The sequence below is a fragment of the Streptomyces glomeratus genome, from assembly GCF_021462825.1.
Lineage (GTDB): Bacteria > Actinomycetota > Actinomycetes > Streptomycetales > Streptomycetaceae > Streptomyces > Streptomyces glomeratus.
This window is the reverse complement of the sequence record NZ_JAKEEB010000003.1, coordinates 333,778-350,453: the sequence shown is the minus strand read 5'-3', so window position 1 is coordinate 350,453 and position 16,676 is coordinate 333,778. Positions and strand designations below refer to the sequence as shown.

Genomic DNA, 16,676 nt, shown 5'->3' with positions numbered 1-16,676 from the left:
CGTCTGGCGGCCCCCACACCACCGGTCCCCACACCACCGGCCCCCACCGCCTCCGGCACGGCCGTCCTCGAGGCCCCCGACACGACCGTCCTCGTAGCCCCCGGCACGGCTGTCACCGCGGCCCGTTAGACTCGCCCGGCTGTACGAAGGATCATGTTTTGACGGGGTGAACACTTCTCATGAGCGACACCAGCACCGCATCGCCGCTGTCCGCCGAGGCCCAGGACCTGGGACACGGCCGGCACCGTGGCCCGGGCGCCGCCGAGGATCACGAGGCGGCGCCGCACGGTCGGCACCGCAAGCCGTCCGCGCAGCCGGAGGACACCGGCACCGCGGCCTGACCGGCACGAGACGGCGTTGAACCGACCGCTCGTCCACCACGGTGAGCGCGCCGGTCACCGCACCGGACACGGCCCCCCCGTCCCACGACGGGCGGGGCCGTTCCGCGCACGGCTCCCAGTGCCGACGGACGGCCGACGGACAGCCGACGGACAGCCAACGGACGGCACCGCTCGACGATGGGCTCGGCGATCGCTCGGCGACCGCTCAGCGATCCGCCGCCGTATGCCTGAGCCCGAGCACCTCGACGGCCGCGAACGTCTCACCCCGGGGCCGCTGCGCGTAGTGCGGGGTGAGCAGCGCGTCGAGTTCCTCGTAGGTGAAGGCGTCCTGCTTGGTGTCGAACCTGGCCCCCACCCGGGGCCGTTCGACGATCGCCACCATGCCACCGTGCACCACGAGAAGCTGCCCGTTCACCTGTGCCGCGGCCGGTGAGGCCAGATAGCCGACGAGCGGGGCCACATGCTCGGGGGCCAGCGGGTCGAGGCCCTCGGGGGGCCGCTCGGCGCCGGTGAAGACGTCCTCGGTCATCCGGGTGCGGGCGCGCGGACAGATCGCGTTCGCCGTCACCCCGTACTTGGCGAGGGCGTGCGCGGTCGAGGTCGTGAGCCCGACGATCCCGCCTTTGGCCGCCGCGTAGTTGGGCTGACCGGCCGAACCCGCCAGGAAGGCCTCCGAGGACGTGTTCACGATCCGCCCGTACACCGGACCTCCGGCCGCCTTGACCCGGTCCCGCCAGTGCGCGGCGGCGCAGCGGGTGGTGTTGAAGTGGCCCTTGAGGTGGACGCGGATCACCGAGTCCCACTCGTCCTCGGACATCGAGAAGACCATGCGGTCGCGCAGGATGCCCGCGTTGTTGACGAGGATGTCCAGCGGACCGAACTGCTCGACGGCGAACTCCACCAGCGCGCGGGCCTGTTCGTGGTCCCCGACGTCCCCGCTGTGCGCGGCGGCCCGGCCGCCGGCCGCGCGGATCTCGGCGGCGACCTCCTCTGCGGGTACCACGGAGGCCGCGCCGGAGCCGTCGCGCCCGGGCTGTCCGTAGTCGTTGACGACGACGGACGCGCCGAGCCGGGCCAGTTCCAGTGCCTCCGCCCGGCCGAGGCCCCGCCCGGCCCCCGTGACAATCGCGGTCCGTCCCTTAAGGGGCAGTGACATCGGGCTCAGCTCCCGTCACGCTGGTCGAAGGTTCAGATGTCGATGCACGTGCGCAGCGCCGTGCCGGTGCGCATCCGGTCGAGCGCCTCGTTGATCCCGGCCAGCGGCACCCGGTGCGTGATCAGGCCCTCCAGATCGATCCGGCCCGCCCGCCACAGCGCGATCGTGCGCTCGTAGGAGCGCAGGACGTCTCCGCCGCCGTACAGGGACGGCAGGATCCGCTTCTCGTCGAAGAACAGCTCGAACATGCTGAGCCGGAGGAAGTCGTCCAGCGCGCCCGCGCCGACGACGACCAGGGTGCCGCCGCGCCGGGTGTTCTCGTACGCGGTCCGGGCGGTGGCCGACTTTCCGACGACCTCGAAGACGTAGTCGAAGCCCTCGCCGCCCGTCACCTGCTGCTTGGCGTCGGGCAGGGCGTCGGGAGCGACGGCCCTGGTGGCGCCGAACCACAGGGCCGCCTCACGGCGGGAGGCGACCGGGTCGACGGCCACGATCTCGGCGGCGCCCCTGAGCCGCACGCCCTGGATCGCGGAGATACCGACGCCGCCGCAGCCGATGACGGCGACCGACGAGCCGGCCTCCACCTCGGCGGTGTTGAGGGCGGCCCCGAGTCCTGTGGTGACCCCGCAGCCGATCAGGGCCGCGATGTCGAAGGGCACGTCGTCGGGGATGGGCACCGCGCAGCCCGCGTCGACGACGACCTCCTCGGCGAAGGTGCCGGTGCCCGCAAAGCCGAACACGTCGGAAGAACTACCGCCGGTGAGCCGGAAGTTGGGGGTTGCGGCGTTCATGAATCCGGCGAGACACAGCTCGGTCTGCCCCCGCTTGCAGGCGGGACACGCGCCGCAGGCGGGCAGCCAGCACACCACGACCCGGTCACCGGCCTTCACATGGCTCACGCCCTCGCCGGTTTCGAGGACCTCGCCCGCGCCCTCGTGTCCCGGCACGAAGGGGGCCGGCTGCGGCAGCACGCCGTTCATCGCGGACAGGTCCGAGTGGCACAGGCCCGTGGCGCGCACCCGGATCCTCACCTTGCCGGGACCGAAGCCGGCCGCCTCGACGTCGTCGAGGACCTCCAGCTTGTCCTGGCCGATCTCGTGCAGTACGGCTGCGCGCATGGTGCGGCTCCCCTCGAGGACGACTCGGTGGCTGGGGCGTGCTGCTCTCAGGTGTGTTCGACGACGGTGTCGGCGAGGACGGGCGCGTCGTCCCGTTCGACGGCGCTCACGGCCACCCGCACGGCGCCGTTCTGCCGCCACATGCGGATACGCAGGGTCTCGCCCGGATACACGATCCCGGCGAAGCGCGTGCGGTAGGACCGCACCCGGGTCACGTCGCCGCCGAGCAGTGTGTCGACGACCGCCTTGAGCGTCATGCCGTAGGTGCACAGGCCGTGCAGGATGGGCCGCTCGAACCCGGCGAGTTTCGCGAACTCGGGGTCGGCGTGCAACGGGTTCCAGTCGCCGGAGAGGCGGTACAGGAGGGCCTGGTCCTCGCGGACCGGCCGCTCGACGGTCTTGTCGGGGTCGCCGGTGGGAGGCTGGGTGGGGGTCCCCCCGCTCGAGCGAAGCCGAGAGTCGGGGCGGGTGGAGGGGCCGCGGTCGCCGCCCCAGCCGCCTTCTCCCCGTACGAAGATCTGGGCGTCGTTGGTCCACAGCGGGCCGTCGGTGTCGGCGACCTCGGTGCGCATCACGAGGATCGCCGCCGTGCCCTTGTCGTACACGGCGGCGATACGGCCGGTGGCGGTCGCCGTCCCGGCCACCGGGACGGGCCGGTGCAAAGTCAGGGTCTGGCCGCCGTGCAGGACGCGCGCGAGGTCGACTTCGATGCCGGGCATGGACAGGCTCTTGATCACACCGGGCGAGCCGGAGCCTGCGACCGTGGCGAAGCTCGGCAGGACGTGCAGCCGGGACTCCAGGGTGTAGCGAAGCTCGTCGGGATCCGTCGCGGGCAGGCCCGCGCCGATGCCGAGGTGGTAGAGCTGGACGTCCTTGGAGTTCCAGGAGATCTCGCCGGTACGGGGCTCGGCCGCGAGGGCCTTGGCTGCGTCGATGGGCATGGGTCTCCTTGCAGGGTCCAGGACCTCGGCGCGGCCGTCCGCACCGTCGGCCGCACCGAGGTCGCCACGGGGCCGCGGAACCCGCCCGTTCTAGAACGCGTTCCAGTACGGCGCACCCTGTATAGCCCAGCGCCCGCCGGTTGTGAAGGCTCACGACGCCAGCCCCTGACACTTCGTCAGATACAGTGGGCGGTGACATTTGTCCTGCCGGAGCCCGTACAAGCGCATCTGCCGGACGGCTTCCGGCGCTTGTAGCGTCGTGGTCATGACGAAAACGACCGGGACGCCACCCGCGGTGTCCTTCACGGGGGCGGTCAAGACCTACGGCGCCGTCCGCGCCCTCGACGGCATCGACCTGGAGATCATGCCTGGCGAGACGGTGGCCCTCCTGGGCCGCAACGGCGCCGGCAAATCCACCTCGATCTCGCTGCTGCTGGGCCTGCGCGAGCCCGACGAGGGGACGGTGGAGCTGTACGGCACGCCCCCCGAGCGGGCGGTGCGCGCGGGCCGGGTGGGCGCCATGCTGCAGGAGACGCGAGCCGTGCCCCGGGTCACCGTGCGCGAGCTGGTCTCGTTCGTGGCCGGGCGCTACCCCGAGCCGATGCCCGTCGCCCGGGCGCTGGAACTCGCCGGGATCACCGAGCTGGCCGGGCGGCGCGTGGACCGGCTCTCCGGGGGACAGACGCAGCGTGTGCGCTTCGCGGTCGCGCTCACCGGGAACCCCTCGCTGCTCGTACTGGACGAGCCGACGGCGGCCCTGGACGTGGAGGCCCGGCACGCCTTCTGGAATGCGATGCGGACCTACGCCCGGCAAGGTCACACCGTCCTGTTCTCCACCCACTACCTGGAGGAGGCGGACGCGTACGCCGACCGGATCGTCGTCATCGACCGCGGCCGGATCGTCGCGGACGGCACCGGCGAGCAGCTGCGGCGGTCCGCGGGCGGCAACCTGGTCTCCATCGACCTGGCGGGCCGTGGCACCGAGGGCCTGACCCTGCTGCCCGGTGTGCGGTCGCTGGAGGTGCGCGGGGGGAGGGCACTGCTGCGCACCGACGACTCCGACGCGACGGTGATCGCCCTGGCCGAGCTGGGCGCGATACGCGGCCTGGAGGTGGCGCCGGCGTCGCTGGACGACGCGTTCCTGGCCCTGACGGCACACGAGAGGGAGACGGTGTGATGGTGGACTACCTGCGGCTCGAGGTGCGCCGGACCCTGCGTGACGCCGGCTTTGTGATCGGCGGGATCGCGGTACCGGTGATGATGTACCTGCTGTTCACCAACATCGGCGGCGACGGCGGCACCGGCTGGAAGACGGCGTCCATGGTGGGCATGGCCGCCTACGGCGCGGTCGGCTCGGCCCTCAACACCGGCGGTGGGGTCGCCGAGGACCGGGCGATCGGCTGGCTGCGGCAGCTGAGGGTGACCCCGATGACGCCGCGCCAGGTGGTCGCCGGGCGGGCGCTGACCGGTTCGGTGACGGTACTGCCCGCGATCGTCGCGGTGCTCGCGGCGGGCGGCCTGGTCAACGGCGTACGGCTGGCCGCCTGGCAGTGGGCGGCGATCGCGCTGCTGCTGTGGCTCGGCTCGATCCCCTTCACTCTGCTCGGGCTCGGCAACGGCTACCGGCTGACCGCGCAGACCACGGGCGTGGCGAACCTGGTCTGCAACCTGGGGCTCGCGGTGCTCGGCGGTCTGTGGTTCCCGGTCGACCTGTTCCCCGGCTGGCTGCGGGAGCTGTCCGCGTACACCCCGACCCGCCGCTTCGCGCAGCTCGGCACGGCGGTCGCCGACGGGCACGCCCCGGCGCTCGCCGCGATCCTCGTGCTCGCGGCCTGGCTGGCGGCGTTCGGTTCGTACGCCGTGCTGTCGTACCGCCGCAGCGCGGCGACCATCTGAACGGGGGGCGGGACATGTCCTCGTGGCGCGGGTTTTCCCGGCACTGGACCGCGTGGCAGCTCGCGCGTGAGGAGTACAGGGCGGACATGCGGCGGTTCCGGGCCGGGCAGAAGGCGGCCCGGAAGGGCGGAGAGGCGCCGGAGCACCCGGGCCCGCCGTCCAGCGGGTTCACCCTGCTGCCCTGGCTGCTGATGGGGCTGGGCGCCTTCTCGAACGTCTTCCAGGGCAAGACCGCGAACCCGTGGATCGGCGGTCTGGGCCTGCTCACCTTCAACTCGCTCTACATCTACGTGACCTTCCGCGCCTTCGACAAGTGCAGGCGCGAGGCGCGGTCCACACGGGTGGCTCTGCTGCTGCTGGGCGTGGTGACCTGCGCCCTGGCCATCGGATACGGCGGCAGCTGGCTGCTGTTCTTCCCGCTGCTGGGCCTGGCGACGGGCGCGATCGTGCGGGGTCCCTGGCTCGGGAAGACCGGCATGGGTGTCGCCGCCCTGGCCGGAGCCGTCACCGCCGTGCGCGGCGACGGCGGCGACTGGGTCACCATCACCTACGGCACCTTCCTGTCGACGATGGTGACGGCCGCGATCCTCTCCCTGGCCGAGGCGGTGAGGGATCTTCGCGCCGCCCGCGAGGAGTTGGCCCGGCGCGCGGTGGAGCAGGAGCGTCTGCGCTTCTCCCGCGATCTGCACGACCTGCTGGGCCACACCCTGTCGGTGATCGTCGTGAAGTCGCAGGCGGCCCGCCGTCTGGCCCCCCGGGACCTGGAGGCGGCGCTGGCGCAGGTGACGGACATCGAGTCGGTGGGCCGTCAGGCGCTCACCGAGATCCGTGAGGCGGTGACGGGCTACCGGGAGGGGAGCCTCGCCGCGGAGCTGGACGGCGCCCGCTCGGCCCTGACGGCCGCCGGCATCGAACCCCGGGTACGCCGGTCGGGGCCGCCCCTCGCCCCCCAGACCGAGGCCCTGCTCGGCTGGGTGGTGCGGGAGGCGGTCACCAATGCCGTGCGCCACAGCGGTGCCGCGCACTGCGAGATCACCATCGAGGGCACCTCCGAACGCGTCCGGCTCAAGGTCGTCGACGACGGGGAGGGTGCTTTTTCGCGGCCCGCTTCGGAGGGTGCCGGCGGCACCGGCCTGAAGGGCCTGACCGAGCGCCTCGCCGCGGCGGGCGGCTCGCTGCGGGCCGGCCCGTCGCCACGCGGCGGCTTCACGGTCACCGCCGAACTCCCCGTGGACGGCGCGGACCTCGCACAGGAGACGAGGGTGCCGCTTTCCACGGCCCCCGGCGGAACGTGACCGGCCGGCCCCCGCCGCCCGTCCGGCCCGGGAGGCGTGGGCTGCTCCTTACGATGGGGCCGTGAACGAGATGCCAGGGGACGACCGGCCTGCCCCGTCCATCCGCGTGCTGCTCGCCGAGGACCAGGGCATGATGCGCGGCGCCCTCGCCCTGCTGCTCGGCATGGAGGAGGACATCGAGGTCGTCGCGCAGATCGCGGCGGGCGACGCGATCGTGGACGCCGTGCTGACCCATCGCCCCGATGTGGCCCTGCTGGACATCGAGCTGCCGGGCATGAGCGGCCTGGGACGCGGCGGCCGTGCTGCGCGAGCAGGCCCCGGACTGCCGGGTGCTGATCCTCACCACCTTCGGGCGGCCCGGCTATCTGCGCCGCGCCATGGAGGCGGGCGCCGCGGGCTTCCTGGTCAAGGACGGTCCGGTGGAGGAGCTGGCCGCGGCGATACGGCGGGTCCTCACCGGGGAGACGGTCGTCGACCCGGCCTTGGCCACGGCCGCCCTCAGCGCCGGTCCCAGCCCGCTGACCGCCCGCGAGTGCGACGTGCTGAACGCCTCCGTGGACGGGGCGACGGTCGCGGACATCGCCGCGAGGCTCCATCTCTCGGAGTCCACCGTGCGCAACTACCTCTCCTCCGCCATCGGCAAGACGGGCACCCGCAACCGCATGGAGGCGATGCGGGAGGCCCGGCAGCAGGGGTGGCTCTAGAACGCCGAGCATCGCCCGACGGGCCGTGCGCGACGTCCGCCGCCCGATGAGGCCCCGCCCGCCGGAACGCCGGAAAACCAAGGACGGGTCAAGGATTCGTTAGGCCGCCGAAGCAACGGAATAGTTGCCCGTGCATACGGGTTGCACCGAGCACTCACCCGCACGGATTCCGCGCGCGGCCCGTCCGCTCCCGTTCACTCCCGGCCTGGAGGCCCCCTGCCATGACGCACACGACGACCGACCAGCCCGCTCGGAGGCCGTCCGGCGCGGTCGTGCCGGTGCTCGCCTTCGCGGGCATCGTGGTCGCGGTGATGCAGACGCTGCTGGTGCCGGTCATCAAGGATCTGCCCCAGTTGCTGAGCACCGCACCCAGCAACGCCACCTGGGTCCTGACCTCCACCCTCCTCTCGGGCGCCGTGGCCACCCCGATCATGGGCCGCCTCGGTGACCTCTACGGCAAGCGGCGGATGCTGCTTGCCAGCCTGGCCGTGATGGTGGTCGGCGCACTGGTCAGCGGGTTCACCGACGCCCTGCTGCCGATGATCGCCGGCCGTACGCTCCAGGGCTTCGCGATGGGCGCGATCCCGCTCGGAATCGGCCTGATGCGCGACATGCTGCCCCGGGAGCGGCTGGGCTCGGCGATGGCCCTGATGAGTTCCTCGATCGGCGTCGGCGGCGGACTCGCGCTGCCCGCCGCGGCCCTGGTCGCCCAGCACGCCGACTGGCACACCCTGTTCTTCGGCGCCGCCGGACTCGGTGTCCTCTCGATCGTCCTGACCCTGCTCGTCGTGCCGGAGTCCCCCGCGCGCGCCGCGGGCTCCTTCGACCTGCCGGGCGCGCTCGGCCTGTCCGCCGGTCTGGTGCTGCTCCTGCTGCCGATCACCAAGGGCAGCGACTGGGGCTGGGGCTCCGGCACCACCCTCGGTCTGTTCGGCGCGTCCGCCGTGGTCCTCGTCCTGTGGGGCCTGCTGGAGCTGCGCGTGGCCGCCCCGCTGGTCGACCTGCGCACCACCGCCCGCCGCGAGGTGCTGCTCACCAACCTCGCCTCGATCATGGTCGGCGTCTCGTTCTATGTGGTCTCGCTCGTGCTGCCGCAGCTGCTCCAGCTGCCCGCCGCCACCGGCTACGGCCTCGGCGAGTCGATGGTCGTCGCGGGCCTGTGCGTGGCCCCGCTGGGCCTGACGATGATGTTCACGGCACCGGTCTACGCCCGCCTCTCCGCCCGCTACGGCCCCAAGGTCACCCTGATCCTCGGCCTGCTGGTCATCGGCATCGGCTACGGCGGCGGCCTCGGCCTGATGGACGCCGCCTGGCAGACCGTGGTGACGTCGGTGGTCCTCGGCGCGGGCATCGGCCTCGCCTACTCCTCGCTGCCCGCGCTGATCGTCGGCGCCGTCCCGGCCTCGGAGACGGGCGCGGCCAACGGCCTCAACACCCTGATGCGCTCCATCGGCACATCGGTCTCCAGCGCCGTCATCGGCATGGTGCTCGCCAACACCGCGCAGCATGTGAACGGCATCGCGATCCCGACCATGCACGGCTTCCGCGTCTCGTTCGTGATCGCGACCGCCGCGGTGGGGCTCGGCCTGCTGCTCGCCCTGTTCCTGCCAGGGCAGCGCCCCTCGGCCCACACCCAGCTGCGTGCGAGCAGCGAGGAGGACGCCAACCTGGAACGGGCCGAGGAGGTTCTGCGGGGCTTCCGCGGCCGGGTCATGGACGCCGGTGGAGCCCCGGTCGCCCGCGCCAAGGTCACGCTGATCGACCGCCGGGGCCGCCAGGCGGGCGCCACGCTCTCCGCGGAGGACGGCAGCTATGCGCTGGCCGTACCGGCGCAGGGCCCCTATGTCGTGGCCGCCAGGGCGGCGGGCCACGCCCCGCTCGCCTCGTCGGCCACCCACACCGGCGACGAACGCCCGGTGGATCTGGATCTCTCCCTGCCGGGCGAGACGGTCTCCGCCTGACCCGCCCCCCATCCGCACCCCCTGTCGCCCACGCGCCGGGGGGTGCGGCAGCATGGGGCGCCTACAGGTCCGTACGACGCCCTTCGCGGCCGTGCGAGATCTGCCCGTACGTACGACCGAAAGGACCCCCATGCCCGCGGCACCGAAGCCTGAGATCCTGGCCGCTTTCGAGGCCGCGAAGGGGTTCATGCCGCTGCGCGAGGGGCTCGCGCTGTACGAGGCCGCCGTGGAGGCCGGGCGGCTCGGGCTGCCCCTGCTGGAGGTCGGCACCTACTGCGGGCGCTCCACGATCCTGCTCGCCGACGCGGCCCGCGCCACCGGGGTGACCGCGCTCACGGTCGACCACCACCGCGGCAGCGAGGAGCAGCAGCCGGGCTGGGAGTACCACGACCCGGAGACGGTCGATGCCGAGGTCGGCCTGATGGACACGCTGCCGACCTTCCGGCGCACCCTGCACAAGGCGGGTCTGGAGGACCACGTGGTCGCGCTCGTCGGCCGATCGCCGCAGGTGGCCGCCGTCTGGAACAGCCCCCTCGGCCTCGTCTTCATCGACGGCGGCCACACCGACGAGCACGCGAACGCCGACTACGAGGGCTGGGCTCCCCATGTGGCCGAGGGCGGCCTGCTCGTGATCCACGACGTGTTTCCGGATCCGGAGGACGAGTTCACCGGCCAGGCCCCCTACCGCGTCTACCTCCGGGCCCTGGAGTCGGGCGCGTTCACGGAGGTCTCGGCGACCGATTCGCTGCGCGTCCTGAGGCGAACGCGGACGGGGAGCACGGCGCGCGGTTAGGGTCGCAGGCATGTCGTAAGGATTGCGAAGTCTTCCCAGCTCAGTGGCTATTCAGTTGTCGATGTGAGAGACCGAATCTCACGATTTCTCACACCGGGGTCTCGGACGGGCCGTCGGCGACGCCGAGAAGTTCGTTGAGGTGGAGCACCGCGGTACCCATGTCGGCGGCCGTCGGGTGCACGTACTTCTTCTTGGTGAAGCTCGCGTTCGCGTGGCCGGCCCACGCGGCGAGGATGACGTCGGGGACGCCGTTCACCGCAAGGAACGTCAGGCAGCTGTGGCGGGCGTCGTACAGGCGCACCCTCCGCAGCCCCAGCTTCGCCATCAGCCGGTATGCGTGCTCTCGCAAGTGCCGGGGCGTGAGGGCCTGGCCCAGCTCGTCGACGAACACGTAGCCGGAGCCCACGTAGTAGTCGCCGACCGCGGCTCGCTCCGCCTCCTGCAGCACCTTGAAGTTCATCAAGGCCAGTCGCACCGGTTCCGGCAGCGGCAGTGTGCGCTCGCCCGCCTCGCTCTTGGTGTCCTTCTCCAGGATGCGCGCGTTCCGGATCATGGTGCGAGTGTTGGCCACCTCCAGCGCTCCCGCCTGGAAGTCGATGTCCTGCTCCCACCGCAGGCCAGCGACCTCGGCGGGCCGCAGCCCCATGCAGGACAGCAGCAGCGGTGCGAACAGGCGATCCTCGCGGATGCCGACGACGAACGCCTTCACCTCCTCGACACCCCATGGGGCCGGCCGTTGGTTGTCGCGGCGATCCTGCTTGCGGGCCCTGCGCGGCACGGTCACGTACTCGGCGACGTTCCGGGCGACGACCCGCTTCCGGACCGCATACCGCAGGGCTGCACGGAGCCGGCCGAGGACGCCGTCGACAGTCGACGGCCGCAGCCCGGTGCCCTTCGGACCGCCGCGGCGCCGGGCCTCGGTGAGCAGCCACGTCACGAACTCTTCGACGTGCTCCTCGGTGAGGTCCTGGACCCGCAGCGAACCGAGACGGGCACGGATGTGCGTCAGCCGGTTCTCGTACCCGTCGACGGTCGACTCCTCCAGGTCGCCATCCTTGGCGTCCATGTAGGCGTCAAGCAGCTGGTCGACGGTCATCCTGCTGGGCACGATCAACTGCCCCGTGCGCCGCTCGTTGAGGATGCGCGCCCGCTCGTCGCGGCACTCGGTCTTGGTGTCGCGGGTGATGGTCAGCTGCTTGCGCTTCCCGTCCGCGTCCTTGCCCACGTCGATGACCGTGCGCCAGCGCACGTCACCGTTCTGCAGGACCACCCGCTTGATGGGGTCACCCATCGCCGTCCCCCACTCCGAGTTGCATCCTCCGGCCCGAGGGCCGGGCGTACAGCTGGAACTGAAGGATGGCCCCTGTCGGGTCGCCGGGCTTGACGTCCTCGATGGGCATCTCGCCGTCGACCCAATCCCACGCCCGCTCGGCGTCGACCTCGCCAACTCCCGTCAGCTCGATCGTCTGCGCCGGATCGTCGGTGAGCGGCAACAGCAGGGCAGACGGGTTGACGCGCAAGACCGCGGCCAAGGCCACTAGGTCATCCACATCGACCCGCCGGATCTGCTTGGCGTCCGGCTTGGCGCCGTTCTCGATCTTGTTGATCGCGTCCTGACTGAGCTTGCGGCCGACGCCGTCCAGCGCTTCCGACAGAGCTCTGAGGCTCCATCCTCGCGCTTGGCGCAGCCGCTTCACGTTCGCGGCTACTGCTCGTCCACTGGCACCCAACTCGATACGTCCTGTCGTCATGATCTCGATGTTATCTATCGAGATCTTCTCGAAGATTCTCGGGATCTTGCGGATAACGCCCGCTTGCCCTACCGTCGTCATCATCACGCAGGCTCTCGTGATGATGCAACCCCTTCTTCGAGAAAATCTCGAAAGGATGGAGCGATGGAAGACGAGTGGCTCACCCCGAAGCAGGTAGCCGCCCAGCTCGACGTACACCCCGGAACCCTGGCCAACTGGCGCGCATGGGGGCGTGGCCCCCGCTTCAGCAAGCTCACCGACGCGCCCAACTCCCCCGTGCGGTACAGGCGAACCGACGTCATCGCGTACCAGCAGCAGACGCACCAGGGGGCGGCATGAACGCCCCTACGCGCCCCGCCCTGAAGGCCACGCAGCCGACGCTCGCCGAAGTTCGCGAATGGCCAGCCACGTGCAGCGTGCGCCGTGCCGCCCTAGCGATCGGCTGCAGCCCAACCCACCTTGCCGCTCTCATTCGACGCGGTGAATCCCCCGTGAAGACCATCCCGCTCGGCACCAGCCGGCGCCAGCTCGTCATCACCGCCGACCTGGTCCGACTGCTGTCCGGAGAAAGGACGGAGGCGGCATGACCCCGGAACTCCTCGACTGGCGACACGCACAGGTTGGCGACCCCGCCCCATGCGTCCTCTGCCGCAGCCCTGCGCTGATGCGGGATCCCGACACGAACCAGCCCAAGCACAAGGTGTGCGCCGAACAGGCCCTCGCCGCGCGCAAGCGGGCGGAGAACGAGGCTGCCTAATGACCATGAACGCAGAGAAGGCCCTGCGGCAATCAGGGCCTTCTCAGAAAGTCTCCGCGGACGGCGGGGCGACTACGCCCACCGTAACGCAGGACACCCCGCCCCGTGTAGCCGGACGACTCGACACCTACCGGTCCCGCTCCTCGAAGTGGCACCGACAGGTCAAGGTCGAGAAGTGCCCCAAGTGCGGGCACCCCCACCTGCACCGGGCGCCTCTCCCACTCGTGCGATCAGTCCTCAAGATTGCGCCGTGCGGCCTTGAGTACCTGGTCGTCCTGCGTACCCAGGCGGTGAAGGCGTGAGCAGGTTCAAGACGGCATCCGTGCTGGCCGACAACGGCGTGACCGGCGAATGGCTGAAGGCGCAATTCGGCGAGGCCGGCGGCCTCATCGCCCTCAGCTGCGTAGGCGACTGGTCCGGCGTACAGGTCGAATCAGTCGACCAGGCGCTGAACACCATCGCCCGCTGGAACGGACAGGGCGTCAGCGGCATCTACGCCCGCGCGACCACCGTGCGGGAACGGCTCGCCCCTGGCAAGCGCGGGGGCGCCGCCGACACGCACACTCTGATCGACATGTGGTCCGACATCGACATCGCCGGCCCGGGTCACAAGGATCAGAACCTTCCCCTGGACGACGAGCAGGCGCTGCGCGTCTACACCGAGTCCGGACTGCCGCCCCACACGCAGCTCATCCACTCCGGTGGCGGCCTGTACGTGCGGACCAGCTTCACCGTGCCGCTCATCGTCGGTGAGGACGTCGACCTCGACGAGGCGGCGCGGCTCGCTACGGACTGGCAGCGCGTCCTCGGTCTGTCCGCCGAGCGCCTCAGTTGCAGCTATGGAACCGGCGTTGGCGACCTCTCCCGCGTCCTGCGCGTACCAGGCACGGTCAATCGGAAGATTGTCACCGAGCCGCGAGTGTGCCGCGTCCTCGAGTCCGGCGGCCCCCGCTACAGCTTCACCGAGCTGCGCGAGACCGTCGACCGGCTCCTCCCGAAAACGCCGAGCCCGCGACGCTCTGACAAAACTGACGCAACCCGTCTGTCGTCCCGCCAGACGGACCGGCGACAGGGTTCTGTCAGTTCTGTCAGTGGGAATCGGGGACCGCTCGGCATCCTCGGCGAGCACCACGCCGTGCCCGACGTCCTGGAAGCGGCCGGCTGGTCGTACCGGGAGCAGGCGCCCGGAGCATGCCGTGTCTGCGGCTCCGGAGGCTGCCAGCTGTGGAGCTACCCCGGGTGGGACCCACAGACCTCCGGGACCGGCGCCAACGTCCACAAGGACGGGGCTGCGATCACCGTGTGGTCGGAAACCCCGGGCCTGCCCACGGGCCAGGTGATGAGCGCCGGACAGCTGTTCGCCCACCTGCACCATGGCGGAAACGAGTCCGAGGCCGCGCGGGACATCCTGCGCGCCGCCCACGGCCGGCCGTCGACCACGGCCGCCGCCGACCTCCCCGAGGCCGTTCTCGCCGAGGTTCGCGAGGCGACCACCGAGAGGACCCGAGTGCCTGACAAAACTGACGCAACCCCTGCCAGGGGCCACGATGCGGACCCCGAGGACGGTTCTGTCAGTTCTGTCAGGGAAGTTGAGCCCGTCTGGGACGCGCCCGTACCCATCGACCGTCCGCCGCTGCCCGGCTTCCCCCTGATGCTGCTCGGGAAGAGCCTCTCCGGCATGGTCGAGGCGATCGCAAAGGCCACCCAGGTGGCACCCGACCTGCCCGCGATGATGGCGCTGCCGTGCATCACCGCGGCCATCGGCGGACGGGCTTACGTGCGCATCCGGCCCGGCTGGAGTGAGCCCGTCACCCTGTGGACCGTCGGCGTCGCCCTGCCCGGCGAGCGCAAGACCGGCGTAGAGGAACGGCTCACCGGCCCTCTGCGTGAGGAAGAGATCCGGCTGCGCGCCGAGACGGAACCCGTCATCGAGCAGACCAAGCAGCGCATCCGGATCGCCGAGGAACGGCTGAAGGACGCCGAGAAGAACGCCATCAAGGCAAAGCCTGAGAATGCCCAGCTGGCAGCTGACGACGCGGTCATCGCCCTGCAGACCCTGCAGGACATCGGCCAGCCTCCCGCGCTCCCCTCGCTGTTCTGGGGAGATATCACGCCGGCCGCGATGCCGGTGAAGGCTTCGGAGAATGCGGGGCGCGGGGCCGTCCTCGACAGCGAGGGCGTGTTCTTCGCGAACGTCACCGGCCGCAGGTTCGGCAACGGCTCGCCTGACACGACGTTCGCCCTGCAGGCCTACGACGGGAAAGCCGTACCGGTGCACCGCGTACAGCGCGGCAGCACCGAACTGACGGCCGCGCACCTGACGCTCGGTCTGCTGGTGCAGCCCGTCATCCTGCAGGGTCTGGCCCGCAGCGAGGACGACGAGGTACTGCACAACGGGTTCGTACAGCGGCCCCTCTACAGCTACCCCGAGTCCAACCTCGGGCAGCGCGACCCGAGGGCGGCCGTGCCGGTCCCAGAGACCGTGGCAGCCGACTACAGCCAGCGCATCAAGAACCTTGTGGCAAAGCTGTGGGAGGCCGAGGCGCCGCGCGTCCTCGCCTTCACCCCGGAAGCCAATGAGTTCATGTACCGGTTCGAGGAACACCTCGAGCCTCGCATGGGAAACCTCGGTGACCTGCGCCCGATCATGTCGTGGGCGTCGAAGCTGCCGGCGAAGCTCGCACGCATCGCCGCGGCGCTGACCCTCTATGACAATTCTGACGCAACCGAGGTCACCGGCCCGTACATCGCTGCGGCCATCAGCATGGCGCCGTACTTCATCGCGCACGCCCGGCTCTGCCTCGACCTGATGGGCGCCAACCGGGACGCACAGCTCACCCCGGGCCGTGACGTACTGGCGTGGCTGCGCGCCCGTGAGAAGCCCGCAGAGCCGTTCTCCCTGCGCGACGTGCAGCGCGGCGTGCAGAAGAAATGGGCACTGGACGGCGGCGCCGACGCCATCCACGCGGCCGTCAACCACCTGGAAGACCTCGGCTGGGTCGCCAGGAAGCCCGACCCCGACAGGGAAGGCAAGACCGGCCGCAAGCCCTCCCCGAAGTACGACGTGCACCCCTGGATCTACGACCCACCAATGGAGACGGCATGACCAGTCACGTCGACCAGGCCGTGGCCGCGCGGATAGCCGCGGCCCGACTGAAGCGCGAGCAGCGGCGGCAGCAGCGCGCCGAGCTGGCCGAGGCGCGCGAGCACGGCCTGCAGGCCCGCATGGCGGCCAAGGTCGCCCGATGGCAGCAGGAGGACGAATCGTGAGCCGGAAGCAGGACAAGAAGCGGAGCGGCCGCACCTGCCGCCTCTGCCACCAGTACGCCGGCAACCGCGCCGTCTGCGCGACGTGCAGCCCGAAGCGCGGGACCAGACCACACCGCGACAAGTACGCCAAGGCGACCGCATGACCCGGGCCCGCAGCCGCTGCGCCGTCTGTGACCGACCGCTGAAGGCCGGCCGCGGCAGAGCCTGCGTGCGCGGCTGCGGCGCCCACCTCTGCCGAGCCACCCACCGCCCGCCGTGCACCGACGTACACGGCGGCCAATGCCCCGAACTCCAACTCCCAGACGAGACCTGAAGAGAAAGAGAACCGTCATGCCCCCTGCCAAGAAGAAGCCCGTCGCCCGCAAGACCGCCCAGCGTCCCGCACCGCCCATCCCGGCCAGCTCCGACGCGCCCGTCATCGGCATCCTCTGCGGACGCGAAGTCGAGATGCTCCCCATCAACAAGTGGCGTAAGAGCGCCATGCAGGCCATCCAACTCGGCGACCTCGAAACGTGGGCGGAATCCTGCCTCACCGACGACGGCCTCGACGTGTGGGACGAACTCGACCCCACGATGGAGGAGGTCGGCGAATTCTTCGCCTCGTTCAACAATGAAATGCTCGCCACCCAGGCCGAGATGACCGCCACCGCCAGGCCCAACCGCGCCCAGCGCCGCGCCACCGGCCGGAGGTAG

The 16,676-nt window shown here is 71.1% G+C and carries 17 protein-coding genes and 1 pseudogene; 13 read left to right on the top strand and 5 right to left on the bottom strand.

The genetic code is table 11. From position 1 onward, the window contains the following. Positions 1 to 179: 179 nt before the first annotated feature. Entirely contained in the window at positions 180 to 341 is a 162-nt protein-coding gene (locus tag LZ604_RS05420) for a hypothetical protein (protein ID WP_234513004.1), read from the top strand. Positions 342 to 546: 205 nt separating this feature from the next. Here LZ604_RS05420 and LZ604_RS05415 read toward each other — a convergent pair whose 3' ends face one another. The 3 genes from LZ604_RS05415 to LZ604_RS05405 are packed head-to-tail and all read right to left on the bottom strand — an operon-like array spanning position 547 to position 3,556. After that, entirely contained in the window at positions 547 to 1,497 is a 951-nt protein-coding gene (locus LZ604_RS05415) for a 3-oxoacyl-ACP reductase (protein WP_234513002.1), read from the bottom strand. Positions 1,498 to 1,529: 32 nt separating this feature from the next. Further along, positions 1,530 to 2,615 (bottom strand): Zn-dependent alcohol dehydrogenase, encoded by a 1,086-nt coding sequence (locus tag LZ604_RS05410; protein ID WP_234513001.1) that lies wholly within the window; start codon positions 2,613 to 2,615, stop codon positions 1,530 to 1,532. 47 nt (positions 2,616 to 2,662) lie between these two features. After that, entirely contained in the window at positions 2,663 to 3,556 is an 894-nt protein-coding gene (locus LZ604_RS05405; protein WP_234513000.1) for a MaoC/PaaZ C-terminal domain-containing protein, read from the bottom strand. A gap of 265 nt (positions 3,557 to 3,821) precedes the next feature. Between LZ604_RS05405 and LZ604_RS05400 the strand changes: the two genes are divergently transcribed. The 6 genes and pseudogenes from LZ604_RS05400 (at position 3,822) to LZ604_RS05375 (ending at position 10,205) form a co-directional block, all read left to right on the top strand. Further along, positions 3,822 to 4,733, top strand: coding sequence for an ABC transporter ATP-binding protein (locus LZ604_RS05400; protein WP_234512999.1), 912 nt, complete (start codon positions 3,822 to 3,824; stop codon positions 4,731 to 4,733). Further along, a complete protein-coding gene (locus LZ604_RS05395) occupies positions 4,733 to 5,452 on the top strand; it encodes an ABC transporter permease (protein ID WP_234512998.1) in 720 nt (239 codons plus the stop codon). The genes LZ604_RS05400 and LZ604_RS05395 overlap by 1 nt, the downstream gene beginning before the upstream one ends. A 14-nt stretch (positions 5,453 to 5,466) precedes the next feature. Beyond that, a complete protein-coding gene (locus tag LZ604_RS05390; protein ID WP_234512997.1) occupies positions 5,467 to 6,747 on the top strand; it encodes a sensor histidine kinase in 1,281 nt (426 codons plus the stop codon). Between the two features lie 70 nt (positions 6,748 to 6,817). After that, positions 6,818 to 7,451, top strand: a pseudogene (locus LZ604_RS05385) (response regulator). Between the two features lie 221 nt (positions 7,452 to 7,672). Further along, a complete protein-coding gene (locus LZ604_RS05380) occupies positions 7,673 to 9,412 on the top strand; it encodes an MFS transporter (RefSeq protein WP_234512996.1) in 1,740 nt (579 codons plus the stop codon). Between the two features lie 130 nt (positions 9,413 to 9,542). Continuing rightward, entirely contained in the window at positions 9,543 to 10,205 is a 663-nt protein-coding gene (locus LZ604_RS05375) for a class I SAM-dependent methyltransferase (protein WP_234512995.1), read from the top strand. Positions 10,206 to 10,293: 88 nt separating this feature from the next. Here LZ604_RS05375 and LZ604_RS05370 read toward each other — a convergent pair whose 3' ends face one another. Continuing rightward, the gene (locus LZ604_RS05370) at positions 10,294 to 11,496 is read right to left on the bottom strand and encodes a site-specific integrase (protein WP_234512994.1); all 1,203 of its coding nucleotides are present in this window, start codon (positions 11,494 to 11,496) and stop codon (positions 10,294 to 10,296) included. Continuing rightward, positions 11,489 to 12,040, bottom strand: coding sequence for a helix-turn-helix domain-containing protein (locus LZ604_RS05365; protein ID WP_234513110.1), 552 nt, complete (start codon positions 12,038 to 12,040; stop codon positions 11,489 to 11,491). The genes LZ604_RS05370 and LZ604_RS05365 overlap by 8 nt, the downstream gene beginning before the upstream one ends. Positions 12,041 to 12,100: 60 nt before the next feature. On the opposite strand from LZ604_RS05365, the gene LZ604_RS05360 reads away from it, so the two are divergent. The 6 genes from LZ604_RS05360 (at position 12,101) to LZ604_RS05335 (ending at position 16,676) form a co-directional block, all read left to right on the top strand. Then, a complete protein-coding gene (locus tag LZ604_RS05360) occupies positions 12,101 to 12,295 on the top strand; it encodes a helix-turn-helix domain-containing protein (protein WP_234512993.1) in 195 nt (64 codons plus the stop codon). 244 nt (positions 12,296 to 12,539) lie between these two features. After that, the gene (locus LZ604_RS05355; RefSeq protein ID WP_234512992.1) at positions 12,540 to 12,713 is read left to right on the top strand and encodes a hypothetical protein; all 174 of its coding nucleotides are present in this window, start codon (positions 12,540 to 12,542) and stop codon (positions 12,711 to 12,713) included. Positions 12,714 to 13,011: 298 nt separating this feature from the next. Further along, positions 13,012 to 15,819, top strand: coding sequence for a YfjI family protein (locus LZ604_RS35985; RefSeq protein WP_234512991.1), 2,808 nt, complete (start codon positions 13,012 to 13,014; stop codon positions 15,817 to 15,819). Further along, a complete protein-coding gene (locus tag LZ604_RS05345; RefSeq protein ID WP_234512990.1) occupies positions 15,816 to 15,983 on the top strand; it encodes a hypothetical protein in 168 nt (55 codons plus the stop codon). Before LZ604_RS35985 ends, LZ604_RS05345 begins: the two co-directional genes overlap by 4 nt. Beyond that, on the top strand, positions 15,980 to 16,126 hold the full coding sequence (locus LZ604_RS05340; RefSeq protein WP_234512989.1) for a hypothetical protein: 147 nt from the start codon (positions 15,980 to 15,982) through the stop codon (positions 16,124 to 16,126). Before LZ604_RS05345 ends, LZ604_RS05340 begins: the two co-directional genes overlap by 4 nt. Positions 16,127 to 16,313: 187 nt before the next feature. After that, entirely contained in the window at positions 16,314 to 16,676 is a 363-nt protein-coding gene (locus tag LZ604_RS05335) for a hypothetical protein (protein WP_234512988.1), read from the top strand.